This window comes from Hydrogenophilus thermoluteolus (assembly GCF_003574215.1).
In the GTDB taxonomy this organism is placed as follows: domain Bacteria; phylum Pseudomonadota; class Gammaproteobacteria; order Burkholderiales; family Rhodocyclaceae; genus Hydrogenophilus; species Hydrogenophilus thermoluteolus.
The window spans coordinates 474,381-498,264 of the sequence record NZ_AP018558.1 but is presented as its reverse complement, the minus strand read 5'-3'; the positions used below and the strand labels follow the sequence as shown (position 1 = coordinate 498,264).

The 23,884-nt window shown below is 62.0% G+C and carries 24 protein-coding genes; 17 read left to right on the top strand and 7 right to left on the bottom strand.

Features of this window, described 5'->3' with window-relative positions; translation table 11 throughout:
* Positions 1 to 4 precede the first annotated feature (4 nt).
* The 13 genes from paaK to HPTL_RS02365 all read left to right on the top strand — a co-directional run bounded on the left by paaK (position 5) and on the right by HPTL_RS02365 (position 12,779).
* Positions 5 to 1,327: a phenylacetate--CoA ligase PaaK gene (paaK, locus tag HPTL_RS02425; protein WP_119334554.1), complete on the top strand. Its 1,323-nt coding sequence runs from the start codon at positions 5 to 7 to the stop codon at positions 1,325 to 1,327.
* A gap of 70 nt (positions 1,328 to 1,397) precedes the next feature.
* Positions 1,398 to 2,414, top strand: coding sequence for a 1,2-phenylacetyl-CoA epoxidase subunit PaaA (paaA, locus tag HPTL_RS02420; RefSeq protein ID WP_119334553.1), 1,017 nt, complete (start codon positions 1,398 to 1,400; stop codon positions 2,412 to 2,414).
* A gap of 24 nt (positions 2,415 to 2,438) precedes the next feature.
* Complete coding sequence (gene paaB / locus HPTL_RS02415) at positions 2,439 to 2,750, top strand: 1,2-phenylacetyl-CoA epoxidase subunit PaaB (protein ID WP_119334552.1); 312 nt, start codon at positions 2,439 to 2,441, stop codon at positions 2,748 to 2,750.
* Positions 2,751 to 2,760: 10 nt separating this feature from the next.
* Positions 2,761 to 3,594 (top strand): 1,2-phenylacetyl-CoA epoxidase subunit PaaC, encoded by an 834-nt coding sequence (paaC, locus tag HPTL_RS02410; RefSeq protein WP_119334551.1) that lies wholly within the window; start codon positions 2,761 to 2,763, stop codon positions 3,592 to 3,594.
* On the top strand, positions 3,588 to 4,097 hold the full coding sequence (gene paaD, locus HPTL_RS02405) for a 1,2-phenylacetyl-CoA epoxidase subunit PaaD (RefSeq protein ID WP_119334550.1): 510 nt from the start codon (positions 3,588 to 3,590) through the stop codon (positions 4,095 to 4,097). Before paaC ends, paaD begins: the two co-directional genes overlap by 7 nt.
* A 7-nt stretch (positions 4,098 to 4,104) precedes the next feature.
* Positions 4,105 to 5,172 carry a 1,2-phenylacetyl-CoA epoxidase subunit PaaE gene (gene paaE, locus HPTL_RS02400; protein ID WP_119334549.1) on the top strand — a complete coding sequence of 356 codons (1,068 nt, stop codon included), beginning with the start codon at positions 4,105 to 4,107 and terminating at the stop codon, positions 5,170 to 5,172.
* Between the two features lie 22 nt (positions 5,173 to 5,194).
* A complete protein-coding gene (locus HPTL_RS02395) occupies positions 5,195 to 5,899 on the top strand; it encodes a TetR/AcrR family transcriptional regulator (RefSeq protein WP_119334548.1) in 705 nt (234 codons plus the stop codon).
* Positions 5,896 to 7,107: a 3-oxoadipyl-CoA thiolase gene (pcaF, locus tag HPTL_RS02390; protein ID WP_119334547.1), complete on the top strand. Its 1,212-nt coding sequence runs from the start codon at positions 5,896 to 5,898 to the stop codon at positions 7,105 to 7,107. Before HPTL_RS02395 ends, pcaF begins: the two co-directional genes overlap by 4 nt.
* Before the next feature lie 99 nt (positions 7,108 to 7,206).
* Entirely contained in the window at positions 7,207 to 8,361 is a 1,155-nt protein-coding gene (locus HPTL_RS02385; protein WP_119334546.1) for an ABC transporter substrate-binding protein, read from the top strand.
* Positions 8,362 to 8,462: 101 nt separating this feature from the next.
* Positions 8,463 to 9,494 carry a branched-chain amino acid ABC transporter permease gene (locus HPTL_RS02380; RefSeq protein ID WP_119334545.1) on the top strand — a complete coding sequence of 344 codons (1,032 nt, stop codon included), beginning with the start codon at positions 8,463 to 8,465 and terminating at the stop codon, positions 9,492 to 9,494.
* Positions 9,494 to 11,347 carry a branched-chain amino acid ABC transporter ATP-binding protein/permease gene (locus HPTL_RS02375; RefSeq protein ID WP_119334544.1) on the top strand — a complete coding sequence of 618 codons (1,854 nt, stop codon included), beginning with the start codon at positions 9,494 to 9,496 and terminating at the stop codon, positions 11,345 to 11,347. The genes HPTL_RS02380 and HPTL_RS02375 overlap by 1 nt, the downstream gene beginning before the upstream one ends.
* Positions 11,348 to 11,359: 12 nt before the next feature.
* Complete coding sequence (locus tag HPTL_RS02370) at positions 11,360 to 12,109, top strand: ABC transporter ATP-binding protein (protein WP_119334543.1); 750 nt, start codon at positions 11,360 to 11,362, stop codon at positions 12,107 to 12,109.
* Positions 12,110 to 12,125: 16 nt separating this feature from the next.
* Entirely contained in the window at positions 12,126 to 12,779 is a 654-nt protein-coding gene (locus HPTL_RS02365; RefSeq protein ID WP_119334542.1) for a hemerythrin domain-containing protein, read from the top strand.
* Here HPTL_RS02365 and HPTL_RS02360 read toward each other — a convergent pair.
* Positions 12,746 to 13,447, bottom strand: a complete 702-nt coding sequence (locus HPTL_RS02360) for an NUDIX hydrolase (RefSeq protein ID WP_119334541.1) — start codon at positions 13,445 to 13,447, stop codon at positions 12,746 to 12,748. The two genes, HPTL_RS02365 and HPTL_RS02360, sit on opposite strands and share 34 nt — an antisense overlap.
* Before the next feature lie 215 nt (positions 13,448 to 13,662).
* Here HPTL_RS02360 and HPTL_RS02355 point away from each other — a divergent pair, with 215 nt between their 5' ends.
* Positions 13,663 to 14,688 carry a hypothetical protein gene (locus HPTL_RS02355; protein ID WP_119334540.1) on the top strand — a complete coding sequence of 342 codons (1,026 nt, stop codon included), beginning with the start codon at positions 13,663 to 13,665 and terminating at the stop codon, positions 14,686 to 14,688.
* 70 nt (positions 14,689 to 14,758) lie between these two features.
* Positions 14,759 to 15,814, top strand: coding sequence for a 2Fe-2S iron-sulfur cluster-binding protein (locus HPTL_RS02350; RefSeq protein ID WP_119334539.1), 1,056 nt, complete (start codon positions 14,759 to 14,761; stop codon positions 15,812 to 15,814).
* A 28-nt stretch (positions 15,815 to 15,842) separates the two neighbouring features.
* On the opposite strand, the gene HPTL_RS02345 is transcribed toward HPTL_RS02350, so the two are convergent.
* The 3 genes from HPTL_RS02345 to HPTL_RS02335 form a co-directional block, all read right to left on the bottom strand.
* Complete coding sequence (locus HPTL_RS02345) at positions 15,843 to 17,165, bottom strand: diguanylate cyclase (protein ID WP_119334538.1); 1,323 nt, start codon at positions 17,163 to 17,165, stop codon at positions 15,843 to 15,845.
* Positions 17,147 to 17,371, bottom strand: a complete 225-nt coding sequence (locus HPTL_RS02340) for a DUF2788 domain-containing protein (protein ID WP_119334537.1) — start codon at positions 17,369 to 17,371, stop codon at positions 17,147 to 17,149. The genes HPTL_RS02345 and HPTL_RS02340 overlap by 19 nt, the downstream gene beginning before the upstream one ends.
* A 66-nt stretch (positions 17,372 to 17,437) precedes the next feature.
* Positions 17,438 to 18,670, bottom strand: coding sequence for an argininosuccinate synthase (locus HPTL_RS02335; RefSeq protein ID WP_119334536.1), 1,233 nt, complete (start codon positions 18,668 to 18,670; stop codon positions 17,438 to 17,440).
* Positions 18,671 to 18,744: 74 nt separating this feature from the next.
* On the opposite strand from HPTL_RS02335, the gene HPTL_RS02330 reads away from it, so the two are divergent.
* Together HPTL_RS02330 and HPTL_RS02325 are read left to right on the top strand one after the other, a co-directional pair.
* Complete coding sequence (locus HPTL_RS02330; RefSeq protein WP_119334535.1) at positions 18,745 to 19,134, top strand: nucleotidyltransferase domain-containing protein; 390 nt, start codon at positions 18,745 to 18,747, stop codon at positions 19,132 to 19,134.
* Positions 19,122 to 19,631, top strand: a complete 510-nt coding sequence (locus HPTL_RS02325; RefSeq protein ID WP_197713742.1) for a hypothetical protein — start codon at positions 19,122 to 19,124, stop codon at positions 19,629 to 19,631. Before HPTL_RS02330 ends, HPTL_RS02325 begins: the two co-directional genes overlap by 13 nt.
* 2 nt (positions 19,632 to 19,633) lie before the next feature.
* On the opposite strand, the gene argF is transcribed toward HPTL_RS02325, so the two are convergent.
* The 3 genes from argF to HPTL_RS02310 form a co-directional block, all read right to left on the bottom strand.
* On the bottom strand, positions 19,634 to 20,557 hold the full coding sequence (gene argF / locus HPTL_RS02320; RefSeq protein WP_119334533.1) for an ornithine carbamoyltransferase: 924 nt from the start codon (positions 20,555 to 20,557) through the stop codon (positions 19,634 to 19,636).
* Between the two features lie 3 nt (positions 20,558 to 20,560).
* A complete protein-coding gene (locus HPTL_RS02315; protein WP_119334532.1) occupies positions 20,561 to 21,766 on the bottom strand; it encodes an aspartate aminotransferase family protein in 1,206 nt (401 codons plus the stop codon).
* Positions 21,767 to 21,960: 194 nt separating this feature from the next.
* Positions 21,961 to 23,856 carry a propionate--CoA ligase gene (locus HPTL_RS02310; protein WP_119334531.1) on the bottom strand — a complete coding sequence of 632 codons (1,896 nt, stop codon included), beginning with the start codon at positions 23,854 to 23,856 and terminating at the stop codon, positions 21,961 to 21,963.
* Between the last annotated feature and the right edge of the window lie 28 nt (positions 23,857 to 23,884).

Genomic DNA, 23,884 nt, shown 5'->3' with positions numbered 1-23,884 from the left:
CACCATGCCCGTGAAAAAACCGCAACCCGGTGATCTCGAACCGATCGAAACCGCGAGCATCGATGAGCTGCGCGCGCTCCAACTCGAACGCCTCAAATGGAGCGTTCGCCACGCGTATGAGAACGTCGCCCCCTACCGTGCGAAATGTGAAGCGCAGGGCGTGCACCCCGACGACCTCAAGACGCTCGAAGATCTCGCCAAATTCCCGTTCACCACGAAACAAGACCTGCGCGACCATTACCCGTTCGGACTCTTTGCGGTCCCACGGGAAAAAATCGTGCGGATCCACGCTTCGAGCGGCACCACCGGCAAACCCACCGTCGTCGGCTATACCGCAAAAGACATCGACACCTGGGCGAATCTGGTGGCCCGTTCGATCCGCGCCGCGGGTGGCCGTCCCGGTGACATGGTCCACGTCGCGTACGGCTATGGTCTCTTCACCGGCGGGCTGGGCGCCCATTACGGTGCCGAACGGCTCGGGTGCACGGTCGTCCCGATGTCGGGCGGGCAAACCGAGAAACAGATCCAACTGATTCTCGACTTCAAACCCGACATCATCATGGTCACCCCCTCCTACTTCCTCACCCTGCTCGACGAAATGGCGCGCCAGGGAATCGACACCCATTCGATCTCTCTAAAAGTCGGGATTTTCGGTGCCGAACCCTGGACTGAGGCGATTCGCCGGAACATCGAATCGCGCACCAATATGGACGCGGTCGATATCTACGGCCTTTCGGAAATCATGGGGCCTGGCGTCGCGAACGAATGTATCGAAACGAAAGACGGCCCGACGATCTGGGAAGACCACTTCTACCCCGAAATCATCGACCCGATCACCGGCCAACCCCTCCCAGACGGCGAAGAGGGCGAACTGGTCTTCACCACCCTCACCAAAGAGGGGCTGCCGATGATCCGCTACCGCACCCGTGACCTCACGCGCCTGCTCCCCCCTACCGCCCGCAGCATGCGCCGCATGGCGAAGATCACCGGCCGCACCGATGATATGTTGATCATCCGCGGCGTCAACGTCTTCCCTACCCAGATCGAAGAGCTCATCCTGCGGGTGCCGCAACTGGCGCCGCACTACGTGCTGGTGGTCGAAAAAGAGGGGCACCTCGACAAACTCACCGTCAAAGTGGAACTCAACCCCGAGGCGGGCGTTGGGCGCAAGGAGCATCTTCGCGAAGAGGCGGCCAAACAGCTTGCCTACCTCATCAAGACTTTTGTTGGCATCTCCGCGAAGATCGAAGTGGGCGACCCGTTTGCGATCGAACGGGTCACCGTCGGGAAGGCGCGCCGGGTGATCGACAAGCGACCCAAAGAATAAACACGAGAATCACCAACGCTGGAACAGGCGAATCTCTGTTCGCCTAACCTGCAGAGACAAGGAGCCCACGATGTACACGCAAGCGATGGACCTGATGGCGAAAGAGGCGAAAACCGCTACCCCCGCCGCGGCAGAGCCGGAAGCCTACCAGCGCGAATTCGACGCGAAGATCGACCGCGGCGACTTCATCGAACCGAAAGACTGGATGCCGGAAGGCTACCGTAAGACGCTCATTCGCCAGATCAGCCAACACGCACACTCCGAAGTAGTCGGCATGCTCCCCGAAGGGAACTGGATCACCCGCGCTCCGACGCTCAAACGCAAAGCGATCCTGCTTGCGAAAGTCCAAGACGAAGGGGGGCACGGTCTCTACCTCTACGCAGCGGCAGAGACCTTGGGGGTCAGCCGCACCGAACTCATCGAAGCGCTCCTATCTGGGAAAGCGAAGTACTCCTCGATCTTCAACTACCCAACGCTCACCTGGGCCGACGTCGGCGTGATCGGCTGGCTGGTAGACGGCGCAGCGATCATGAACCAGATTCCGCTCTGCAAATGTAGCTACGGCCCCTACGCGCGCGCGATGGTACGCATCTGCAAAGAGGAGTCGTTCCACCAACGCCAGGGATACGAATCGCTCCTGGTGATGATGCGCGAAGGGACGCCGGAACAGAAAGCGATGGTCCAAGACGCGGTGAACCGCTGGTGGTGGCCCGCTCTGATGATGTTCGGCCCCCCCGACAGCGAAAGCGTGCACAGCCCCCAATCGATGCGCTGGGGCATCAAACGGGTCTCGAACGACGAATTGCGACAGAAATTCGTCGATGCCACCGTGCCACAAGCGGAAGTGCTGGGGGTGACGCTTCCCGACCCCCACCTCAAATGGAACCCGGAGCGTGGACATTACGACTTTGGCCCGATCAACTGGAAAGCGTTCTGGGACGTGATCAACGGCCACGGACCGTGCAACCGCGACCGAATGGCCGCACGCCGCCGCGCTTGGGAAGAAGGCGCATGGGTGCGTGAAGCCGCCGAAGCGTATGCCGAAAAAGCAAACCGGCGGGCTACCACCCACCCCACCGCTGCCTGAACGATACAAAAAGGAGTCGTTCCGATGACACAAACTCCAACCGACACCCCACGTCGCGACGAATGGCCGCTGTGGGAAGTCTTCGTCCGCGCCAAGAACGGGCTCGAACACAAACACTGCGGCAGCGTCCATGCGGTCGACGCCCGCATGGCGCTCGAACTCGCACGGGACCTCTACACCCGACGGCAAGAGGGCGTCTCGATCTGGGTGGTGCGCTCCGACCAGATCGTCGCCTCCGACCCGGACGCCAAACCCGAACTCTTCGACCCAAGCGCCGACAAGATCTATCGCCACCCCACCTTCTATCGGCTCCCAGCCGAAGTCGACCACATGTGAGGGGTTAGCGATGCTCGTCACCGAACTGCTGCAAACCACACCAGATCCTGCCGCGGAAACCGCGCTCACGCTTCCGGACTATGATCCCGAAACGCAAGCGGCGCTCTTTCGCTACCTCCTTCGGCTCGGCGACAGCGTGTTGATCCTGGGGCAACGCACCAGCGAATGGTGCGGCCACGCGCCGGTACTCGAAGAAGAGATGGCGCTTGCCAATTTCGGACTCGACCTGATCGGCCAAGCGCGGATGCTGCTGACCTACGCCGGTGCGCTTGAAGGAAAAGGGCGCGACGAAGATACGCTCGCGTTCCTGCGCTATGAGCACGAATACCGCAACGTCACCATGACCGAACTTCCCAACGGCGACTTTGCCCGAACCATGGTGCGCCATTTCCTCTTCGCCAGCTGGATGGTGCTCCTCTGGGCGCGGCTCCAATCGAGCGCCGACCCGCACCTCGCGGCGATCGCTGGCAAAGCGGTCAAAGAGGCGCGTTACCACCAGCGCCACGCCGGCGGGTGGATCGTACGTTTGGGCGACGGCACCGCGCTTTCCCACGACAAAACCGAGGCGGCACTCGACGACCTCTGGCCGTACACCGCCGAGTGGTTCGAAGGCGACGAAGACGACGCCCGCTTGGCGCAAGCTGGCATCGCTCCCCATCCGAGCGAACTCGCCGCGCCTTGGCGCGAAACGGTGACACCGACCCTTGCCGAAGCGCAACTGCGCATTCCGCCTGAAAGCCCCTTTCGCAGCCACGGCCGTTGGGGGCGGCACAGCGAACACATGGGCCACCTGCTACCTGAAATGCAATACCTGCAGCGCGCCTATCCTGGAGGCAAATGGTGACCGCACCAGACGCGATCCACGCGGTGCTCGCCACCGTCCCCGATCCGGAAATCCCGAACCTGTCGATCGTCGACCTCGGGATGGTGCATCGCGTCACCGTTGCCGAAAACGGCGCACCGCTCATCGAGCTGCTCCCCACCTATTCGGGCTGCCCCGCAACCGAAGCGATCGCGGCAGCAACCCGCCGCGCCCTCGCCCAAGCGGGGTATCCCGACGCGGTGGTCCGCTTCGTGCTGAGCCCCGCGTGGTCGAGCGACCGCATCACCGCCGAAGGCCGCGCCAAACTCGAAGCGGCGGGCATCGCGCCGCCTTCATGCGGTGGCGCGGGATCAGACGACAAGCGCGCAACCGCGGCACCACTCACCTACCACCCTACGATCCCGTGTCCCCACTGCGGCAGTCGCAATACGGAACCACTGAGCGAATTCAGCAGCACTGCCTGCAAAGCGCTCCTACGCTGCCGCGCCTGTGGCGAACCCTTCGAATACTTCAAACCGATTTGAACCCACCATGGAATCCTTCGTCCCCCTCACCGTCAAACAGATCGAACGCCTGGCACCCGACGCGGTTGCGGTCGAATTCGACGTACCGGAATCCCAACGGGCCGCGTTTGCCTTCACCGCCGGGCAACACCTGATCCTGCGCCACACCTTCGACGGCGAAGAGGTGCGCCGCAGCTACTCGCTGGCGAGCACCCCGGGCAGCGGTCGCTGGATCGTCGGGATCCGCAAAATCCCCAATGGCCGCTTCTCCACCTGGGCGAATCAGCAACTTGCCCCCGGCATGACCGTGGAAGCGCTGCCGCCGCAAGGGCGATTCCAGTTTCGACCTGACCCGGACGCAAAACGCCACCTCGTCGCGTTTGCCGCGGGAAGCGGTATCACCCCGATCCTCTCCATCGTCGCGACGGCGCTCGCGGAAGAGCCGCAGAGCCGCGTCTCACTTTTTTACGGCAACCGCACCCGCGCGAGCGCGATGTTCCTGGAAACGATCGAAGACCTGAAAAACCGCTACCCAGACCGCTTTCTGCTCATTCCGCTCTTCTCCCGCGAGCCGCAAGAGTTTCCCCTGTTCGAAGGTCGGCTCGACGAAGCCAAAACCCGCACGCTCCTTTCCGCCTTTTTCCCGGAGCCCGAAGCGATCGACATCGTCTATCTCTGCGGCCCCAATGCGATGATCGACGGCGTCGAAGCGGCGCTCCTCGCGCACGGGGTCGCGCGGGATCGCATCCACCACGAGCGTTTTGGCGCGCCCGAAAGTGCGCCCCCCACCCACGCCGAACCGCAAGACGCTACCTCCGCCACCATCCGCGTGATCGTCGATGGCATCACACGCGAATTCCCCTACCCCGGCGGTGCCACCCCGATCCTCGACGCCGCGTTGGCCGCAGGCATCGCGCTCCCCTATTCGTGCAAAAATGGAGTCTGCTGCGCCTGTCGCGCCAAGGTGGTGGCGGGACGGGTCCGCATGGACAAAAACTACTCGCTCGAAAGCGAAGACCTCGAAGCAGGGTTCGTCCTCACCTGCCAGGCACACCCGCTCACCGAGCAGGTGACACTCAGTTTCGACGAACGCTAAACGAAGGAGTCATACCGACACCATGGCCCGCACGCGCAGCCCCAACTTCGAAGAGCAGCGAGAAGCGATCCTCGAAAAAGCCGCGATGCTCTTTGCCCGCATGGGCTTTCACGCGGCTTCGATGGCGACGCTCGCCAAAGCGTGCGGGGTTTCCAAGGCGCTCCTCTACCACTATTACCGGGACAAAGAGCACATCCTTTTCGACGTTGCCGACGCCCACGTCGAACGGCTCTGCACGCTCGTGCGTGAGACGCTGGCCAACCGGTCGCTCTCCACACCCCAAGAAGCCGAAGCGGCACTCGTTGCCCTCATCACCGCGTTTCTCGACGAGTACGCTCATGCGCAGCACCGCCACATCGTGCTGGTGCAGGACGTGAAACACCTCCCCACGGAGCTTGCCGAAGTCATCCGCACCAAACAGCGTCAGGTGGTGCACGGCTTCGAACGGGTGATCGCAGCGCTCGTCCCGCACGATACCTCCCCTACCACCGTCTCGGCACTCACCATGACCCTCTTCGGGATGATCAACTGGACCTTCACCTGGCTGCGACCGGACGGGCCGCTCACCCATCGTGACCTTGCCCCGCTCGTCATCGAGCTTTTTTTGCGCGGCGTCCCCGCAGCCGCGCACGCCCACACGGCCAATTCTGCCGTTTCCGCTGCGTTGTCTTCGCAACATCCCCTTTCCCCTGATCCCGTGACCCATTTGGTTGGAGATCCACGATGAAAGAACCTGTCTATCTCGTCGACGGCGTACGAACCCCTTTCGGGCGCTACGGGGGGGCGCTCGCGCATGTCCGCCCCGACGACATGGCCGCGCACGTCATCCGGGCACTCGTTGCCCGTCACCCCCAAATCGATTGGGCCACGCTTGACGACGTCTCTTTCGGTTGCGCGAACCAAGCAGGTGAAGACAACCGCAACGTCGCCCGCATGGCGGCGCTCCTAGCGGGGTTGCCCGTCGAAGTGCCGGGCAGCACGATCAACCGCCTCTGCGGCTCGGGGCTCGATGCGATCGGCACCGCGGCACGCGCGATCGTCGCGGGCGATGCCGAGCTCATGATCGCGGGTGGCGTCGAAAGCATGACCCGCGCACCGTTCGTGATGGGGAAAGCCACGAGCGCGTTTTCCCGCAGCGCGAAGATCGAGGACACCACCATCGGCTGGCGGTTCATCAATCCGTTGATGGCAGAGCGCTACGGCACCGACTCGATGCCCGAAACCGCCGAGAACGTCGCAGCCGAATTCGGCATTGCCCGCGCCGACCAAGACGCGTTCGCCTACCGTAGCCAACAACGAACCGCTGCGGCGCAACAAGCGGGCTATTTCGCGGGTGAAATCGTTCCGATCGACGCCCCGACCGGCAAGAAAGACGAAACGCAGACCGTTGCGATCGACGAACATCCCCGCCCCGATACGACATTGGAAACGCTTGCCAAACTCAAAGGGGTGGTACGCCCCGACGGTACGGTGACCGCCGGGAACGCCTCCGGCGTCAATGACGGCGCGGTCGCATGCCTGATTGCCAGCGCCACTGCGGTGGAACGTTACGGCCTCACACCGCTTGCCCGCATCCACGCGATGGCCACAGCAGGTGTGCCGCCGCGGATCATGGGCATCGGTCCCGCGCCGGCCACGCAAAAGCTCCTTGCGCGTACCGGTATGCGACTGAGTGAAATCGACGTGATCGAACTCAACGAAGCGTTCGCGGCGCAGGCACTTGCGGTGTTGCGCCAACTGGGACTACCGGACGACGCCGAACACGTCAACCCCCACGGTGGCGCGATCGCGCTCGGTCACCCGCTTGGCGCCTCGGGCGCGCGCCTCGCGCTCACTGCGGCGCGCGCCCTTCACGCCCGCGACGGCCGTTGGGCGGTCGCGACGATGTGCATCGGCGTCGGGCAAGGCATCGCGATGATGCTCGAAAAAGTCTGAGTTAGATATTGTCAAATTTATTTGATATGTGGTAATTTAGAGCCACCCCATCCCCGCCGGGTCAGTGCGGGCAACTTGGAGGCAATGAGGAGACGTGTCATGAAAAAACCGGTGCTCAAATCGCTGACCGTTGCATTGGGCGTTGCGTTCGCCGCAGGTGCTGCCTGGGCCGAAGTCAAAGTGGGCGTGACCGTTTCGGCCACTGGGCCCGCCGCGTCGCTCGGCATCCCGGAAAAAAACACTATCGAACTGATGCCCAAAGAGATCGCGGGTGAACAAATCACCTATATCGTGCTCGACGACGCGTCGGACACCACCACTGCGGTGAAGAACACCCGCAAATTCATCACCGAAGACAACGTCGACTTGGTGATGGGTTCGACCACTTCACCCAACTCGCTCGCGATGATCGACGTCGTTGCGGAAGCGAAAGTGCCGATGATCTCGTTTGCTGCGAGCAACCGGATCGTCGAACCGGTCGACGCCAAACGCTACTGGGTCTTCAAAACGCCGCAAAACGACCACCAGATGTCGACGGCAATCGTCGAACACATGGTCGATTCCGGCGTGAAAACCGTCGGGTTCATCGGTTTTGCCGACGCGTACGGCGAGGGATGGTTCGAAAACTTCAGTAAAGTAGCAGAAGCCCGTGGGCTCAAGATCATTGCCAACGAGCGCTACAACCGTACCGACACCTCGGTAACCGGTCAGGTGTTGAAGCTCGTTCAGGCCAACCCAGACGCGATCCTGATCGCTGGCTCCGGCACCCCCGCGGCGCTGCCGCAAAAAACGCTCAAGGAGCGCGGCTATCGCGGTAAGATCTACCAAACCCACGGGGTTGCGAACAACGCGTTCCTCCGGGTCTGCGGCAAAGATTGTGAAGGCACCTTCTTGCCTGCCGGGCCGGTGCTCGTTGCCGAGCAACTGCCTGCAGACCACCCGGTGAAAGCTTCAGCAATGGAGTACGTCCAAGCCTACGAATCGAAGTACGGCAAAGGGTCGGTTTCGACCTTTGGCGGGCACGCCTGGGACGCGGGGAAACTCCTGGCCGCGGCATTGCCGGAAGCGCTCAAGAAGGCGAAGCCGGGTACGCCGGAATTCCGCGTCGCGCTGCGTGACGCGCTCGAAAACGTCAAGAACGTTGCCGGCGCACACGGAATCTTCAATATGAGCAAAGACGACCACCTCGGGCTCGATCAGCGCGCGCGCGTCATGGTCCAGATCCAGAACGGCACCTGGAAATACGTCAAATAAAAGCGCGCATCAGCCGCTCGGTAAATTGAACTGCGATCGCCGCGTCGCCCCACTAGGGCAACGCGGTGGTTGTCTGCGCCCGCTCAAGGAGAACCGCCGCGATGGACTGGTCAATCGCGCTCATCCTCACGCAAGACGGCGTCGTGAATGCAGCGATCTACGCCCTTTTGGCACTCGCCCTAGTGCTGGTCTTCGCCGTCACGCGCATCATTTTCATCCCACAAGGCGAATACGTCTCGTACGGAGCCTTGACGCTTGCGATGCTCGAACTGGGCAAAACCCCGGCCACCGTCTGGTTGCTCGTCGCCGGTGGTGCCGTTGCGCTGGCGATGGAGGCATTCGCCCATTTTCGCGGCCGGAGCGTTCCGTGGCGTGAAGCGCTCTTCTGGTATGCCGCCCTGCCTTTGCTCACCCTGGCATTCGCGTATGCGTTCGACTGGCAAACCACGCCGCAATGGGCGCGAATTCTCCTCACCGTCACGCTGATTGCCGCAATGGGACCGATCACCTACCGGATCTTCTACCAGCCGATTGCCGAAGCACCGGTGCTGGTGCTTCTCATCGTCTCGGTCGCGGTGCATCTCGCACTGGTCGGCTTGGGGCTTTTGATCTTCGGCGCCGAAGGGTATCGGACCGAACCGCTCTGGGACGATCGCTTTTCGGTCGGCCCGCTGCTGATTCCTGGGCAGGCCCTTTGGGTGATCGGCGCTTCGCTCGTTTTGATCGCACTCCTCGCGTGGTTTTTCAGCCGCACGCTCTACGGTAAAGCGCTTCGCGCCACCGCGGTCAATCGCAACGGTGCGCGCCTGATGGGCATCTCCCCCAATTTAGCAGGACGGCTGACGCTGCTCCTTGCCGCTGCGATCGGCGCGATCTCGGGGGTGCTGGTGAGCCCCATCACCACCCTCTACTACGACTCCGGTTTTCTCATCGGGCTCAAAGGGTTCGTCGCTGCGATCATCGGTGGGCTGGCGAGCTACCCGATCGCGGCGCTCGGCGCGCTTGCCGTCGGTCTCATCGAAGCCTTCAGCTCCTTCTGGGCCAGCGCCTATAAAGAGGTGATCGTCTTCACCTTGATCATCCCTGTGCTTTTCTGGCGCTCGCTCACCACCCACCACGTGGAGGAAGAGTGATGTCTGCGCCCAACTCGTTATCCGCTCACCATCCGGACAAGCCGTCGCTCGCGCCCCAAGGGGCGATCCCCGCGCGGGCGGTATTGATCGCGTTCCTAGTGCTCGTAGCCGCCGCGCCGTTCCTTTTGGGCACCTATCACGTCACTCTGATGAACTACATCGCGCTCTATGCGATGGTGGCACTTGGGCTCGTGTTGCTCACAGGCGTAGCGGGCCTCACGAGCTTCGGGCAAGCCGCTTTTGTCGGGCTGGGTGCCTACACCACCGCGGTGGTGAGCGCGGGGCAGCTCCCCGAATGGTTCGCGTGGCTCCCTCCTTCGCCCTGGACGGGGCTCGTCCTAGGCTTGCTCCTTACCGCTGCCGCGGCGCTGCTGATCGGCGCGATCACGCTGAAACTCTCCGGGCACTATCTGCCGCTGGGCACGATCGCTTGGGGTTTGAGCCTCTATTTCCTCTTCGGTAACTTGGAATTCCTGGGCGGTCACACCGGAATGCGCGGCATCCCGCCGATCACGGTGGGCCCATGGACGCTTGCCGAACCCGAAGCGATCTATCCCCTCATCTGGGCACTGCTCCTGCTGGCGATGTGGGCCACCGCAAACCTGCTCGATTCCCGCCCCGGGCGCGCGATCCGGGCGCTCAAAGGGGGCGTGGTGATGGCCGAAGCGATGGGGGTCGACACCGCCCATTACAAACGGACCGCATTCCTTCTTGCCGCTCTCCTTGCGGCGCTCTCGGGGTGGCTCTACGCCCACATGCAGCGCTTTGTCAACCCCACTCCGTTCGGGCTGCAGATCGGCATCGAATACCTCTTCATGGCGGTCGTCGGCGGTGCGGGCTACCTCTGGGGCGCGCTCTTGGGGGCGGTAATCATCACCCTGACCAAACAGTGGCTGCAGGACATTCTGCCGCAGCTCCTTGGGCAGAGCGGCAACTTCGAACTCATCGTCTTCGGCCTGGTGATGGTGGTAGTGCTGCAGCAAGCGCGTGACGGCATCTGGCCGATCCTGCGGCGCTACGCCCCCGTGAAAGCGACGCCGCGCTGGATGCCTGAAACGGCCGAGGCGCTTCCCAGCCAAGCCAAACCGCAACGCGGCGAGGTATTGCTGGTAGCGGACCAGGTCACCCGCCGTTTCGGAGGGCTGGTAGCGAACGACAAGATGTCGCTGACCATCCATGCGGGAGAGATCCTCGCGCTCATCGGCCCGAACGGCGCCGGCAAATCGACCTTCTTCAACCAGATTTCGGGCGTCGATACCCCAACGGAAGGAAAGATCACCTTCCGCGGCGTCGACATCACCGGCAAACCGTCGCGTGAAATCGCCGCGCTGGGAATGAGCCGCACCTTCCAGCACGTTCGGCTACTCCCCAACCTTTCGGTACTCGACAACGTCGCAATCGGCGCCCATCTGCGCACCCACGCGGGAGTCCTCCCCGCGATGCTCCATCTGGAACGGAGGGAAGAGGCGCGGATTCTCGCGGAAGCGCGGCGGCAGATCGAACGGGTCGGCTTAGGAGCGTACCTCCACACCGAAGCCGGCGCGTTGGCGCTTGGCCAACAGCGGATCGTCGAAATCGCCCGCGCGCTGATGAGCGATCCGTCGTTGCTGCTTCTCGACGAACCGGCCGCAGGGCTGCGCCATAAAGAAAAGGCCGCGCTCGCGGAGCTCCTCAAAGCGCTGCGTGCCGAAGGCATCGGCATTCTCTTGGTCGAACACGACATGGACTTCGTGATGAACCTGGCCGACCGTGTCGTCGTGATGGAGTTCGGACGCAAGATCGCCGAAGGGTTACCGGACGAAGTCCAGCAAGACCCCCGTGTGCTCGAAGCTTACCTGGGCGGCGTGCAGTAAGGAGTGCCTGCGATGAACGACACCATCCTCTCGGTCGAAAACCTCCACGTGCGCTACGGCAAGGTCGAAGCGCTGCACGGGGTCTCGATTACTGTTCCCGCCGGGTCGATCGTCACCGTGATTGGTCCCAACGGTGCCGGAAAAACGACCCTGCTCTCCGCGATCATGGGGCTACTGCCCAGCCAAGGAACGATCCATTTCGCGGGAGCAGCTGTCCCTGTGCCCGACGTCGAACACTTGGTGCAGCGCGGCATGGCACTCGTTCCCGAAAAGCGCGAACTCTTCGGTGAAATGAGCGTCGAAGACAACCTCATTCTGGGTGCGTTCCAGCGCTATCGTAAAGGGGATCGCTCGATCCCCGAAACGCTCGACGAAGTCTACCAACTCTTCCCCCGCCTCAAAGAGCGCCGGAATCAACTGGCGACGACACTTTCGGGGGGCGAACGGCAGATGCTGGCGGTGGGGCGTGCGTTGATGGCCAAACCGAAGCTCCTGATGCTCGACGAGCCCTCTCTGGGGCTCGCGCCGCTCATCATCCGCGAGATCTTCCGCACCATCGCGCGGCTGCGCGAACAAGGCGTATCGATCCTTCTGGTCGAACAGAATGCCCGCGCCGCGCTGCAGGTTGCCGACTACGGCTATGTGCTGGAAACCGGTGAAATGACCCTGGAAGGGCCTGCAGAGCGGCTGGCGAACGACCCGCAGGTGATCGAAACCTACCTGGGCATGAGCAAACGTCAAGAAAAACTGGCTGCGGTGTAAGCAAAAGGATCTGCCGATGAACGCGAAAAACGTGAACGCCGACGCTGCACAGCGCTTTCATGGCGCGTGGCGGCTCATCGAAGACGAACACCAGGCGCTTGCCGCGGTATTGCACGCGCTCCGTTTCCTGCTCGACGAAATCGGCGCTGGCCGGATCGAACCGGACTTTCGCCTCCTGCGCGCGATGCTTTATTACCTTACCGAATACCCCGAACGGCGCCACCACCCCAACGAAGATCGCTACCTCTTCGCCCGGCTCAAAGAAAAAACGAGCGAAGCGGATGCGGTGATCGCCCGTCTCGAAAAAGAGCACGCCGCAGCGGAACAGCGCATCGCCGAGCTCGAGGCGGCGCTGCACGCCTTCGCAAGCCGTGAACCGGGCGGTTTCGACCGTTTCCGTGACGTATTCGACCGCTACGCCCACTTCTACCGTCAGCACATGATGACCGAGGAGCGCGAGGTGTTACCGATTGCCGAACGCCACTTCACCCCTGAAGACTGGGCATGGGTCGCCGAAGGGTGGCGTCAAGGCGGCAGCGATCCTATGGTCGGAACCACGACGCGCGACGAGTGGCAAGCGATCTTCGACAAACTGGTCCGGCATGCTCCGCCCCCCATCGGTTTGGGTGCAGGACCTTATCCGGAAGAGGAACCCGAAGCGCGATCTTGAGAAAGGGAACCCGACGCGCCCGCCCGACAAGCAGCCAGCCGCAACGCCAACTGGCGCAACATGGCCGCGGTGGCGCCCCAGATGAAATAGTGGCGCCACGGCGCAGCCCAGTAGTAACGCGGTTGGCCGTCATAGATGAGACTCAGGCGCAGATAGCGGTTGGGGTCTGCGAAATGGGCAAGTGGCGTGAAAAAAACCTCCGCCACTTCGAACGGATCGGGTGCGAGCGGTCCCAGCGCATCGCTCCACGCGATCAAGGGCGTCACCCGGTAACCGGTTACGGTCACATAGTCTGGAAGCGCACCTAGGATTGTCACCCGTTCGGGGGCAAGCCCGACCTCCTCTTGCGCTTCGCGCAACGCGGCCTGTTCCGGTGACTCCCCCCTCTCCACTCGGCCCCCAGGAAAACTGATCTGCCCCGGGTGGTGGTAGAGATGGGGGGTGCGCCGCGTCAGCAGCACCGAAACGCCCTGCTCGGGGTGTGGGGTCAATACGGCCAATACCGCAGCGAGCCAACGCTCGGCCCGCGCCCCATCATCACCGTAGGGCCCCGGAAACGTGTGTGGCAGACGCAACGCGGATCGGATCGCTTCGGGCGTCCACCCGGCTCCACCCTGCTCCGTATCGCCAATTCCACCCTGCCCGGATTGCCGCTCTGGATCGCTCATTGCACCCTATTCGTCCCACTTTGCTTGGGTTTCCGCAGTATAGCATTCCCCCCACCGTCACCGCTTACGCTTATTTTTGACCGACCGGTCGGATTATTTGCATGTTTTTTGATTTAGATCAAAGAAAAATTGGGCGCATCGGCATAAAATTCAACACACGCAAATCAGTTTGCGATTTTTGAACCCGCACAACCCACACACAAGGAGGAAGTCCGATGGCACACAACGAAAAACTCGCGCTGAAAATGGAGTTTCCGCCGCAAACCCCACAACCCAACGTCTATCCGCTGTCGTGGCACGCCCAGACGATGAAGCTCGAAGAGATCTGGGACGCCGCGCAACGCGAAAACTGGGATCCGAAAAAATTGCCGTGGGATACCCTCGACGTCGACTCCTACAGCTGGGAAGAGCGCGAAGCGATCGGCTACTGGTGGACGCTCCTTTCGGTTTTCGACGCCTCGGCACCGCCCGTCTTTGCGTCGGCGCTCATCAAGACCTACGAAGAGCACGAAGAAGATCCGGTCCGCCGTTGCTTCTTCTCGATCACCCGTGACGAACAGAACCACGAGCAGATGTGCGGTCTGGCGATCAAGAAGTTCCTCGATCACCACGACCCGCTCACCTATCAACCCAAGACGGAACTCGGCAAACGGCTACAGAAAAACGCGAAATGGCTCTACTACAACGGTGGCCGCTACTGGAACGGGTACAAGAACGCGGTGCCGAAGTATTCGCTCGCGGTGCTCTTCTCTTCGTTCCTGATGGGCGAAATCGCTGCGGCGACCATCTTCAAACAGATGCACGACAACAGCCGCGAACTGGTCTTCAAAGAGGCGTTCCGCAACATCGGCCGCGACGAAGGGCGCCACATGGCGATCTGCATGGCGTTGATGGAGCGCGACTACCCGAAACTCCCCGTCGAGGACAAAGCGCTCGTCACCAAACAGATCCGCGCTGGGTACCTCTTCCTCTCGGCGGTCCTCTTCGAACCGCCGATGGAGTTCTGGGATCTGCCCGAAGACTTCATCCCGACGCAGCGCGAAGCCGAAGAGGTCGCGCGCCAAGCTGGATTCGGCATCCCCACCTATGAGGCGAAGAAAGAGAACTGGCGCAACGCGATCCTCAACCTCAAAGGGGTGCTCGACCGCTACGGGATCCCCTTCCCCGCGATCCCGGAGGTCGGTATCTCGGGCGAAGAGGTGAGCGAGGTCGACATGGCGTCGATCATCCCAGTCTTTTGATCCGCACCAATAACCACAAACCATTGCGTCCGGGCGCCCGGTGGCGCCCGTCGTCCCAGGAGAGCCCACGATGGAACCCACGGTCATTCGTCTCTACCCGTCCAACCGCGAGGTGGTCTGCGCACCGGGCGACACCGTCCTCACCGCGCTGGAAAAGGCGGGCTATGCGCTGCCCAACAACTGCCGCGCTGGCGCTTGCGGCGAATGCAAAGTCAAAGTGCGGGAAGGGCAGTTCGATCAAGGGGTCGTGCTCGACATGGCGCTTTCGCCAGACGAGCGCCGGGAAGGGTACGGCCTGATGTGTATGGCGAAACCGCTTTCCAAAGTCCTGGTGATCGAATGGGGCACCGCGGACGCCAAACCCAAACTCTTTCCCCCGCGGGAAAACCAACGCTTTGTCGTCGTCGACCGGATCGTGCGCACGCCCCGTGTCGTCGAACTGCGCCTCCGCCCCGTCGGTCAACCGATGCGGTACTGGCCTGGGCAGTACGTGATGCTCTCCGACCTGCGGGGCGAATACCCAGCGCGCTCGTATTCGATTGCGAATGCACCGCGCCCCGACGGGGAATTGGCATTGCAAATCGCAAAGATCGACGGGGGCGTCACCAGCGTCTGGGCTACAGAGCAGCTTCAAGTTGGCGAAATCGTCAAGATCGACGGCCCCTACGGCACCTTCATCGGCGACCCTTCTGCAGAAACGCCGGTCCTGTGTCTCACTGCGGGCACGGGGCTCGCGCCGGTGCTCGCGCTCACCGAAGCGGCGTTGCGACGCGGCTACCGCAAACCGGTGACGTTGATCCACTCCGGCCGCACGCGCGCCGATTGCTATGCACTGGGGATGATGGCGTACTGGGAAACGAAACACCGCAACTTCACCTACAAGGCAACACTCACCCGCGAAACCGCCGAAGGTTACTGGCACGGACGGATCCCTGCGCTCCTACCCCAGTACTTCCCCGACCTTTCCGCCTATTCGGTCTTCATCGCGGGAAGCCCCGAATTCGTTGCCGATTGCCGGGCAGCGGCGCTGGCGTTGGGCGCCCCCGAGGCACGCATCCACACCGAAGGCTTCTTCGGGCAAGCCCTACCCGCAACCGCACCTGCCGACGCGATGCTCTCAGCCTGAAAAACCGTCACCCGAAAAGGGAGAGCGATCAGTGGGTAGCCGGGGCAGCGACCGCGACGCGGTTGCGCCCCTGCACCTTTGCTGCATAGAGCGCGGCGTCAGCACGCGCAAACCCTTCGTCGAACGTTTCTTTTTGGGGCGCGAGTTCCGCTACGCCAATACTCACCGTAACGGATTCGCCCGTTTTGTCGCGCACGTGCTGCTCGATATCCCGCCGGATCCGTTCCGCTTTCTTCGCCGCATGGGCAAGATCGCAGTTGGGCAGCAAAACGACGAACTCCTCCCCGCCGAAACGGGCGAGGAAATCGCTTGCGCGCACCGATTTGGCAATGCGCTGTGCTACCTCAATAAGGATCTTGTCGCCGTAAGCATGTCCGAAGGTATCGTTGATCCGCTTGAAACGGTCGATATCGACGACCAGAAGCGTAAGCGGCTTGCCATCGCGCTTTGCGCGTTCGAAATAGCGGCGCGCCACGTCTTCGTACGCGTGACGGTTGGGAATACCGGTGAGTTTGTCGGTCACCGCCATCACCTGCAGTAGCCGTTCGCGTTCGCGCGCCTGGAGGTAGAGGCGGCGCATCAGGACCAAATTGTGGACCCGTGCCAAGAGCTCGACGTCGTGCGGGGGTTTGACCACGTAATCGTTCACCCCCAAGCGGTAGAGTTCGTTCTTGCGCGCGGTATCGTGAAAGCCCGTCAAAACGATGATTGGATTGAGGACGAAATCTTCCGGACGGCGACGCAGCTGCCGAATGAGGGACAAGCCGCTCTCGCCATCGGCGAGCACGAGGTCGATCACGAACAGTTCGTATTCGTTCTGCGTCATTGCCGCACGTGCGGCTGCGACACTGCCCACCGTTTCCACCCGATAGCGCCGCCGCTCAAGGATCGCCTGCAGGCTGCGCTGCTGCAACGGCGAATCTTCGACCAACAACAGCGACGCGCCCGCGAGCATATCGGTGCGGTGGGCGAGGAAATAGTTGAGGAAGTTTTCCAGTTGCGCCAAGTCGTCGCGCGTGAAGACGTCGGTGACCCCATTGCGAAAGGCGCGCTCCAGCAACACCTGGTCATTCTCGGAGGTAACCATCACCACCGGCGCCGCTTCCTTGAGCCACGGGCGGAGTTTCGCCGCCAGCGAAATCCCATCGTCGTCGGGCAACACATAGGTGGTGAGCACCACATCAAACCGGATCTCACCGGCCATTCTGAGTGCGCTCGTACCGTCATAAGCGCGGTGGATTCGCAATCCGAATCGGTCCAGGGTGCGCGCAAGGAACTTTCCCGACGCCTCGCCTGGGTCCACCAAGAGCGCGTGGAGCGGTCCCTCGTCCGCTAATGGGTCATGAACCATTCGATGATCCCCTTGGCGATGAACCCGATGAACCCGACACCGAGCGCGACGAAGAGCCACAAGGTCCCGTATTTGCCGGCTTTCGACTTCCACGCCAGGTTACCGATGATGAAGATCATGTAGAGAATGAACGCTGGAATGAGGATGCGCAGCGCCCACTCCTCCCACTCTTCGAACGTCAGCCCCAGAATCAGGTCCTCACCCATCGCCGTTTCTCGCGCTTCATGACCTCATGTTGTCGATGCACCGGGGGCCGCTACTCGCGTTGGCAGTCAGCGACGCCGTTTTGCCGCCAATTTCGCTGCGATGCGCAACCGCAACGAGTTGAGCCGGATGAACCCTTCGGCGTCCTTCTGGTTGTACGCGCCGCGGTCGTCTTCGAAGGTCGCGATCGTCGGATCGAAGAGCGAATCGGTTGCGGAGTCGCGCGCCACCACCATCACGCTCCCTTTGTAGAGCTTCACCCGCACCCAACCATTCACCGTCTGCTGCGTGAAGTCGATGAGCGCCTGCAACGCTTGCCGCTCGGGGCTGAACCAGTAGCCGTTGTAGATAAGCGCGGCGTAGCGCGGCATCAAATCGTCTTTGAGGTGCGCCACTTCGCGGTCGAGCGTGATCGACTCGATCGCGCGGTGGGCTTTCAGCAGGATCGTCCCGCCCGGAGTTTCATAGCAGCCGCGGCTCTTCATCCCGACGTAGCGGTTCTCCACCAGATCGAGCCGCCCCACACCGTGTTTACCGCCCAATTCGTTGAGCTTCGCGAGCAGTTCGTGCGGTCGCATCCGTTCGCCGTCGATCGCGACCAGATCGCCCTTTTCGAAAGTCAGTTCGACGTACTCAGGCGTGTCCGGTGCCTCTTCAGGCGCGACCGTCCAACGCCACATCGACGCTTCCGGTTCCGCGGTCGGATCTTCGAGGTGGCGGCCTTCGTACGAGATATGGAGCAGGTTCGCGTCCATCGAATAAGGGGCACCTCCTTCGCGGTGTTTCTGTTCGATCGGGATCCCGTGCTTTTCGGCATACGCGAGCAATTTTTCCCGCGAGTTGAGATCCCACTCGCGCCACGGCGCGATCACTTTGATCTCGGGCATCAGCGCGTAGTACCCCAACTCGAAACGTACTTGGTCGTTCCCTTTGCCCGTCGCGCCATGCGCAACCGCGTCGGCTCCGGTCGCTCGCGCGATCTCGATCTGGCGCTTGGCGATCAGCGGACGGGCAATCGAGGTCCCCAACAGGTATTCGCCTTCATAAATGGCATTGGCGCGAAACATTGGGAAGACGAAATCGCGCACGAACGTTTCGCGCAGATCGTCGATGAAAATATTTTCCGGCTTGATCCCCAACGCCAACGCTTTTTGCCGCGCAGGTTCCAACTCTTCACCCTGCCCAAGGTCGGCGGTGAATGTCACCACTTCACAGCGATAGGTATCCTGCAACCATTTGAGAATCACCGAGGTATCGAGCCCACCGGAGTAGGCGAGCACCACTTTGCGCACGTCGCTCATTTTTGGGTGTTTTCCTGTCGTTGCAACCAAAAGGGAAAATTGTCAAGTAAGGGTAATTATTCTATCATTGGCGCATGACATTCGCTCAAACCACCCAATCTTCTGCGCGGGATGGCGCCTTACGGGCGCATCCTGCGAAACAGGATTTACCGCGCCTGAGTCCAGCCGAGCGGCGTGCGATTCTTACCGCAGCGGCACAACTCTTGCCGCCAGCAAGCCGTGTCATACTCTTCGGATCGCGCACCGACCCAGGGAGACGCGGCGGAGACATCGACCTTTGCTTGCACGTACCCGTGCGTCTGAGCCATTCGGAACGGGTAGCGCTTGCCAACCGCTTCTGGGCACGATTGGCAGCCATCCTTGACGAACAAAAAATCGATATCGTGATCGTTACCCCAGAGACCCCTTCGTCTCCAATACTGCGACGCATTGCCGAAGAAGGAATCGAGTTGTGTCGGTTATAAAGGACCCCTACGCGTTGCCCCAGCTGCGGTTAACCGCCGCATGGGCTGAAATCGATCGGCAGGCCGCAGTGCTCAAAGCAGCGCTCGCCGACTGGTCTGCGCTTCCCGCCTGTGAACGCCAACCCGAGGTTGTCGAAAGTGACGCGCAGCGGCTTCGCCTTCTTGATCAGATCCTTTTTCGATTCCTGAAACTCCAAGACGCAGTGGGCGAACGCTTGATCCCAGCCACGCTCGAGGTACTTGCGGAACCCATCGAGACGATGGCAATGCGCGACCGCCTCAACCGCTTAGAGAAGCTCGGGTTTCTGGAGGCCGATACCTGGCTGACCTGGCGCGCTTTGTGCAACCGCATCACCCACGAATACCCGGATCACCCCGAGGCGCGCTGGGCCGTGTGGGAAGCAACGGTCGCCGCCGCGGATGCGATGCTTGCGCTTCTGGCCCACTGGCGGGCGCAACTTCCCCCTTCGGCGGCGAAATCGGTAACACCGTGCTGACCCTACCCTTCCATCCGTCCCAGCACCAGGTACTCCATCAGCGCCTTCTGCACGTGCAGCCGGTTTTCCGCTTCGTCCCAGACCACCGACTGCGGGCCATCGATCACCTCGGCGGTGACCTCTTCGCCGCGGTGCGCGGGCAAGCAGTGCATGAAAAGCGCGTCGGGTTTGGCGACAGCCATCATTTCGGCGTCGACCTGCCAGTCGCGGAACGCCTGGAGCCGCGCTTCGGACTCCTCTTCGAACCCCATCGACGTCCAGACGTCGGTGGTAATCAGGTCGGCGTTACGCGCCGCGTCCATCGGATCGGCAAAACACTCATAGTGGCCGTTCGGAGTGACTTGCGCGACCGCCGGATCGACCGCATAGCCGGGCGGGGTCGAGACGTTCACTTTGAAGTCGAGCACTTCCGCCGCCTGTAACCAGGTGTTGCACATATTGTTCGCATCCCCGATCCACGCCACGGTCTTGCCTTGGATCGCACCGCGGTGCTCGATGAAAGTGAAGATATCGGCCATCACCTGGCACGGGTGGAATTCGTTGGTGAGCCCGTTGATCACCGGCACCCGCGAACGCGCCGCGAAGCGCTCGACGATCGCCTGCTCGAAGGTACGGATCATCACCAGATCGCTCATCCGGGAGATCACCTCCGCCGCGTCCTCGACCGGTTCGCCGCGGCCAAGCTGTGAGTCACGGGTATTGAGATAGACGGCGAAGCCACCCAACTGCTGAATCCCCGCTTCGAACGAAAGGCGGGTGCGGGTGCTCGCTTTTTCGAAGATCATCACCAGCGTGCGATCGAAGAGCGGATGCCACGGTTCGTACTGCTTGAACTTACGCTTGATCCACGCCGCACGATCGAAGAGGTAACGATATTCGTCCGCGGAAAAATCGCGGAATTGCAAATAGTGTTGGACCGCTGGCATCGTCTATTCCCCTCCCCTCACGAATCGCCGCACCAACGGCACCAGCCGCGCGGCGATCTCCTCCGTCTCAGCTTCCGAAATGACGAGCGGCGGCAAAAGGCGTATCACCCGCTCGGCGGTCACGTTGATCAGTAACCGCGCCTCCTCGAGCGCGGTCCGCACCAAGGCACCACAGGGGCGGTCGAGCACCACTCCGATCATCAGTCCTTCCCCGCGCACCTCCTGAACCGCGGGAAGGTCAGCAAACGCCTGTTGCAGTGCGTTCTTGAGTTGCGCGCCGCGTGCCGCCGCGTTCGCGAGCAATCCCTCTTCCTCGATCACCGCGAGCGTGGTGAGCCCGGCGACGCACGCCAAGGGATTGCCGCCAAACGTCGATCCATGATTTCCCGGACCGAAAACCCCAGCGGCAGGCCCCCGTGCCAGGAGCGCACCTAGGGGTACGCCGGAACCGAGCCCTTTTGCGAGCGTCATCACGTCCGGTGCCAGCGCCTCCGGCGCCACCCCCAGCGCCGCAGCGGCCCACTGCCAACCGAACCAATGGCCGGTGCGCCCAACGCCACACTGCACCTCGTCGCACATCATCAACACGCCCCGCGCCGCGGTGATCTCCCGGATCGCCCGCACGACCTCGGGCGCGGCGAGGCGAATCCCGCCTTCTCCCTGGATCACTTCGAAGAGCACCGCGACGACGTCGGAATCGGCGAGTGCAGCCGTCAGCGCAGTGAGATCACCGAACGGGACCCGGACGAACCCTTCGACGAGCGGCTCGAAACCCTGCTGGGCTTTCACGTTACCGGTTGCCGAAAGCGCGGCGAGCGTCCGTCCGTGAAACGCCTGCTCCATCACGACGATCTTCGGCCGCGCAATGCCGCGCCGATGGCCATAGAGGCGGGCCAGTTTGATCGCCCCTTCGTTGGCTTCCGCGCCCGAATTGGCGAAGAAGACCTCTTCCATCGCGCTCAACGCGCACAGCCGTTCCGCGAGGGCCTCCTGCGCGGGAATGCGATAGAGGTTCGAGGTGTGGAGCACCTTTTTGGCTTGGGCGCAAATCGCTTCGGCAAGGCGCGGATGGGCGTGCCCTAAGGTCGAGACCGCGATGCCCGCAAGGGCGTCGAGATAGCGGTTCCCGGCTTCGTCGGTGAGCCAGACCCCCTCCCCGTGCGCGAACGCCACAGGCAAGCGGGCGTAGGTGTTCATCAGATGGGTCATTGCCATTCCTTCCCCAACGAAAAGAGGGAACCCCAACTCTGGGTTCCCCAAAACGGGCATTTTAGCGCGGCAAGCGCGAATACCCAACCGATCCGCTTATCGCCCCCTCGAAAAAGAACGCACCGCTTGTGGCTTCAGCCCCAAGCGGTGCGCGTTACCGGACGCGACTCAACGCGGCGCCGAGCGCGCGCCGCTCACTGCGTCTTGAGCGCTTCCGCAATCTGGTCGAGCGCGGAACGGTCTTCGATCGTCGTGAGGTCGCCGGTATCGCGCCCTTCGGCGAGCGCTTGGATCGAACGGCGCAACATCTTGCCGGAGCGGGTCTTGGGCAAACCGGAGACGAAATAGACGCGGTGCGGTCGAGCAATCGCGCCCAAGAGTTCGTCCACTTTTTGCTTCACTTCCGCTTCGAGCTTCTGTCGCGCTTGCGTGGTTTCCACCAGCGTCGGGTCTTTGACCACCGCAAACGCAACCGGCAGTTGTCCCTTCACTTCGTCATGTACGCCAACTACCGCCACTTCGGCAATCGCGGTATGTGATTGCACCGCCTCCTCGATTTCGCGCGTTCCCAAACGATGCCCCGCCACGTTGATCACGTCGTCGGTGCGCCCCAGGATGAAGTGGTAACCCGCTTCGTCCTTGATGCCCCAATCGGCCGACGAATAGACGAGCGGCTCTTTGAAGAGGCTGAAGTAGGAGCTGATGAAGCGCGCTTCGTCTCCCCACACCGAACTCAGACACCCCGGCGGCAGCGGTGGCAAGACACCGACAATTCCTTTCTCGTTTGGCCCACACTCGGTGCCGTCTTCGCGGAAGATCTTTAGGTTGTAGCCATAGACCGGAAACCCCGGCGAACCGTACTTGATGGGCTTTTCTTCGATCCCGCGGCAGATCGCGAGCATCGGCCAACCGGTTTCGGTTTGCCAGTAGTTGTCGATCACCGGCTTGCCCAGCGCTTCGTGGATCCAGCGGTGGGTGGTTTCATCGAGCGGCTCGCCAGCGAGGAACAGATGCTTGAGGCTGGAGAGATCGGCACATTTCAAATACTTCGGATCCTGCTTTTTGAGCACCCGAATCGCGGTGGGGGCGGAGAACATCACAGTGACACGGTATTGCTCGACCATCCGCCACCAGATTCCCGGGTCTGGGCGCAACGGTGTCCCTTCGTACAGGATCGTCGCCATGCCCGCCAGAAGCGGCCCGTAGATGATGTAACTGTGGCCGACCACCCAGCCGATGTCGGAAGTGGCGAACATCGTTTCGCCGGCTTTGCCGCAGAAGATGTAGTCCATCGACGCCGCGAGCGCCACCGCGTAACCGCCCGTGTCACGCTGCACCCCTTTGGGCTTACCGGTAGTGCCGGAGGTATAGAGAATGTAGCTGGGATGGGTCGATTCGACCCACGCCACCGGCACGGAAGCATCGAGATGCTGCGCGCGCAGGGTCGCGTAATCGAGGTCGCGCCCTTCGATCCGCGGAAACCCTTTGTCGAGCCCACGGTCGACGATCACCACCTTCTCGGGCGGCGTTTTGGCCAACGCACACGCCTCGTCCACCAGATGCTTATAGGGAACCGCTTTGCCATTGCGCATTCCGGCGTCGGCTGTGACCATGATCTTCGGTTGCGCGTCGTCGATGCGGGTGGCGAGCGACGCCGACGCAAAACCACCGAAGACCACCGAATGGATCGCACCGATGCGCACCGCCGCGAGCATCGCAAACGCCGCTTCGGGAATCATCGGCATGTAGATGAGCACCCGATCCCCTTTCCGAACGCCCAGGCTGAGGTAGATCGCAGCCATGCGCTCCACCTCGCGCTGTAGTTCCGCGAAGGTATAGCGCTTCTCTTCGTTCGTTTCCGTGGAAACGGTGATCAGCGCCGTGTCGTTCGGGCGCTCTGCGGCGTGGCGATCGACCGCGTTGTAGCAGAGGTTGGTCTCCCCCCCTTTGAACCATTTGACGAACGGCGGCCGCGAATAGTCGCAGATCACTTCCGGCGCTTTGTGCCAGTAGATCCGCTTCGCCTCCTCCGCCCAAAAAGCGTCGGGTTCCTCGATCGAACGGCGGTAAAACGCTTCGTATGCCCCCATGGCTTCCCTCCCTCGAACGCACAACAAG

Bases quoted from the DNA above. Each gene is read 5' to 3' on its own strand.
- paaE (WP_119334549.1), top strand. From the start codon at position 4,105: ATGGAATCCTTCGTCCCCCTCACCGTCAAACAGATCGAACGCCTGGCA.
- HPTL_RS02370 (WP_119334543.1), top strand. From the start codon at position 11,360: ATGAACGACACCATCCTCTCGGTCGAAAACCTCCACGTGCGCTACGGC.
- HPTL_RS02385 (WP_119334546.1), top strand. From the start codon at position 7,207: ATGAAAAAACCGGTGCTCAAATCGCTGACCGTTGCATTGGGCGTTGCG.
- HPTL_RS02340 (WP_119334537.1), bottom strand. From the start codon at position 17,371: ATGGGTGAGGACCTGATTCTGGGGCTGACGTTCGAAGAGTGGGAGGAG.
- argF (WP_119334533.1), bottom strand. From the start codon at position 20,557: ATGCCAGCGGTCCAACACTATTTGCAATTCCGCGATTTTTCCGCGGAC.
- HPTL_RS02395 (WP_119334548.1), top strand. From the start codon at position 5,195: ATGGCCCGCACGCGCAGCCCCAACTTCGAAGAGCAGCGAGAAGCGATC.
- paaC (WP_119334551.1), top strand. From the start codon at position 2,761: ATGCTCGTCACCGAACTGCTGCAAACCACACCAGATCCTGCCGCGGAA.
- paaB (WP_119334552.1), top strand. From the start codon at position 2,439: ATGACACAAACTCCAACCGACACCCCACGTCGCGACGAATGGCCGCTG.
- HPTL_RS02315 (WP_119334532.1), bottom strand. From the start codon at position 21,766: ATGACCCATCTGATGAACACCTACGCCCGCTTGCCTGTGGCGTTCGCG.
- HPTL_RS02375 (WP_119334544.1), top strand. From the start codon at position 9,494: ATGTCTGCGCCCAACTCGTTATCCGCTCACCATCCGGACAAGCCGTCG.
- paaK (WP_119334554.1), top strand. From the start codon at position 5: ATGCCCGTGAAAAAACCGCAACCCGGTGATCTCGAACCGATCGAAACC.
- HPTL_RS02380 (WP_119334545.1), top strand. From the start codon at position 8,463: ATGGACTGGTCAATCGCGCTCATCCTCACGCAAGACGGCGTCGTGAAT.
- HPTL_RS02345 (WP_119334538.1), bottom strand. From the start codon at position 17,165: ATGGTTCATGACCCATTAGCGGACGAGGGACCGCTCCACGCGCTCTTG.
- pcaF (WP_119334547.1), top strand. From the start codon at position 5,896: ATGAAAGAACCTGTCTATCTCGTCGACGGCGTACGAACCCCTTTCGGG.
- HPTL_RS02335 (WP_119334536.1), bottom strand. From the start codon at position 18,670: ATGAGCGACGTGCGCAAAGTGGTGCTCGCCTACTCCGGTGGGCTCGAT.
- HPTL_RS02360 (WP_119334541.1), bottom strand. From the start codon at position 13,447: ATGAGCGATCCAGAGCGGCAATCCGGGCAGGGTGGAATTGGCGATACG.
- HPTL_RS02350 (WP_119334539.1), top strand. From the start codon at position 14,759: ATGGAACCCACGGTCATTCGTCTCTACCCGTCCAACCGCGAGGTGGTC.
- HPTL_RS02355 (WP_119334540.1), top strand. From the start codon at position 13,663: ATGGCACACAACGAAAAACTCGCGCTGAAAATGGAGTTTCCGCCGCAA.
- paaA (WP_119334553.1), top strand. From the start codon at position 1,398: ATGTACACGCAAGCGATGGACCTGATGGCGAAAGAGGCGAAAACCGCT.
- HPTL_RS02310 (WP_119334531.1), bottom strand. From the start codon at position 23,856: ATGGGGGCATACGAAGCGTTTTACCGCCGTTCGATCGAGGAACCCGAC.
- paaD (WP_119334550.1), top strand. From the start codon at position 3,588: ATGGTGACCGCACCAGACGCGATCCACGCGGTGCTCGCCACCGTCCCC.
- HPTL_RS02365 (WP_119334542.1), top strand. From the start codon at position 12,126: ATGAACGCGAAAAACGTGAACGCCGACGCTGCACAGCGCTTTCATGGC.
- HPTL_RS02330 (WP_119334535.1), top strand. From the start codon at position 18,745: ATGACATTCGCTCAAACCACCCAATCTTCTGCGCGGGATGGCGCCTTA.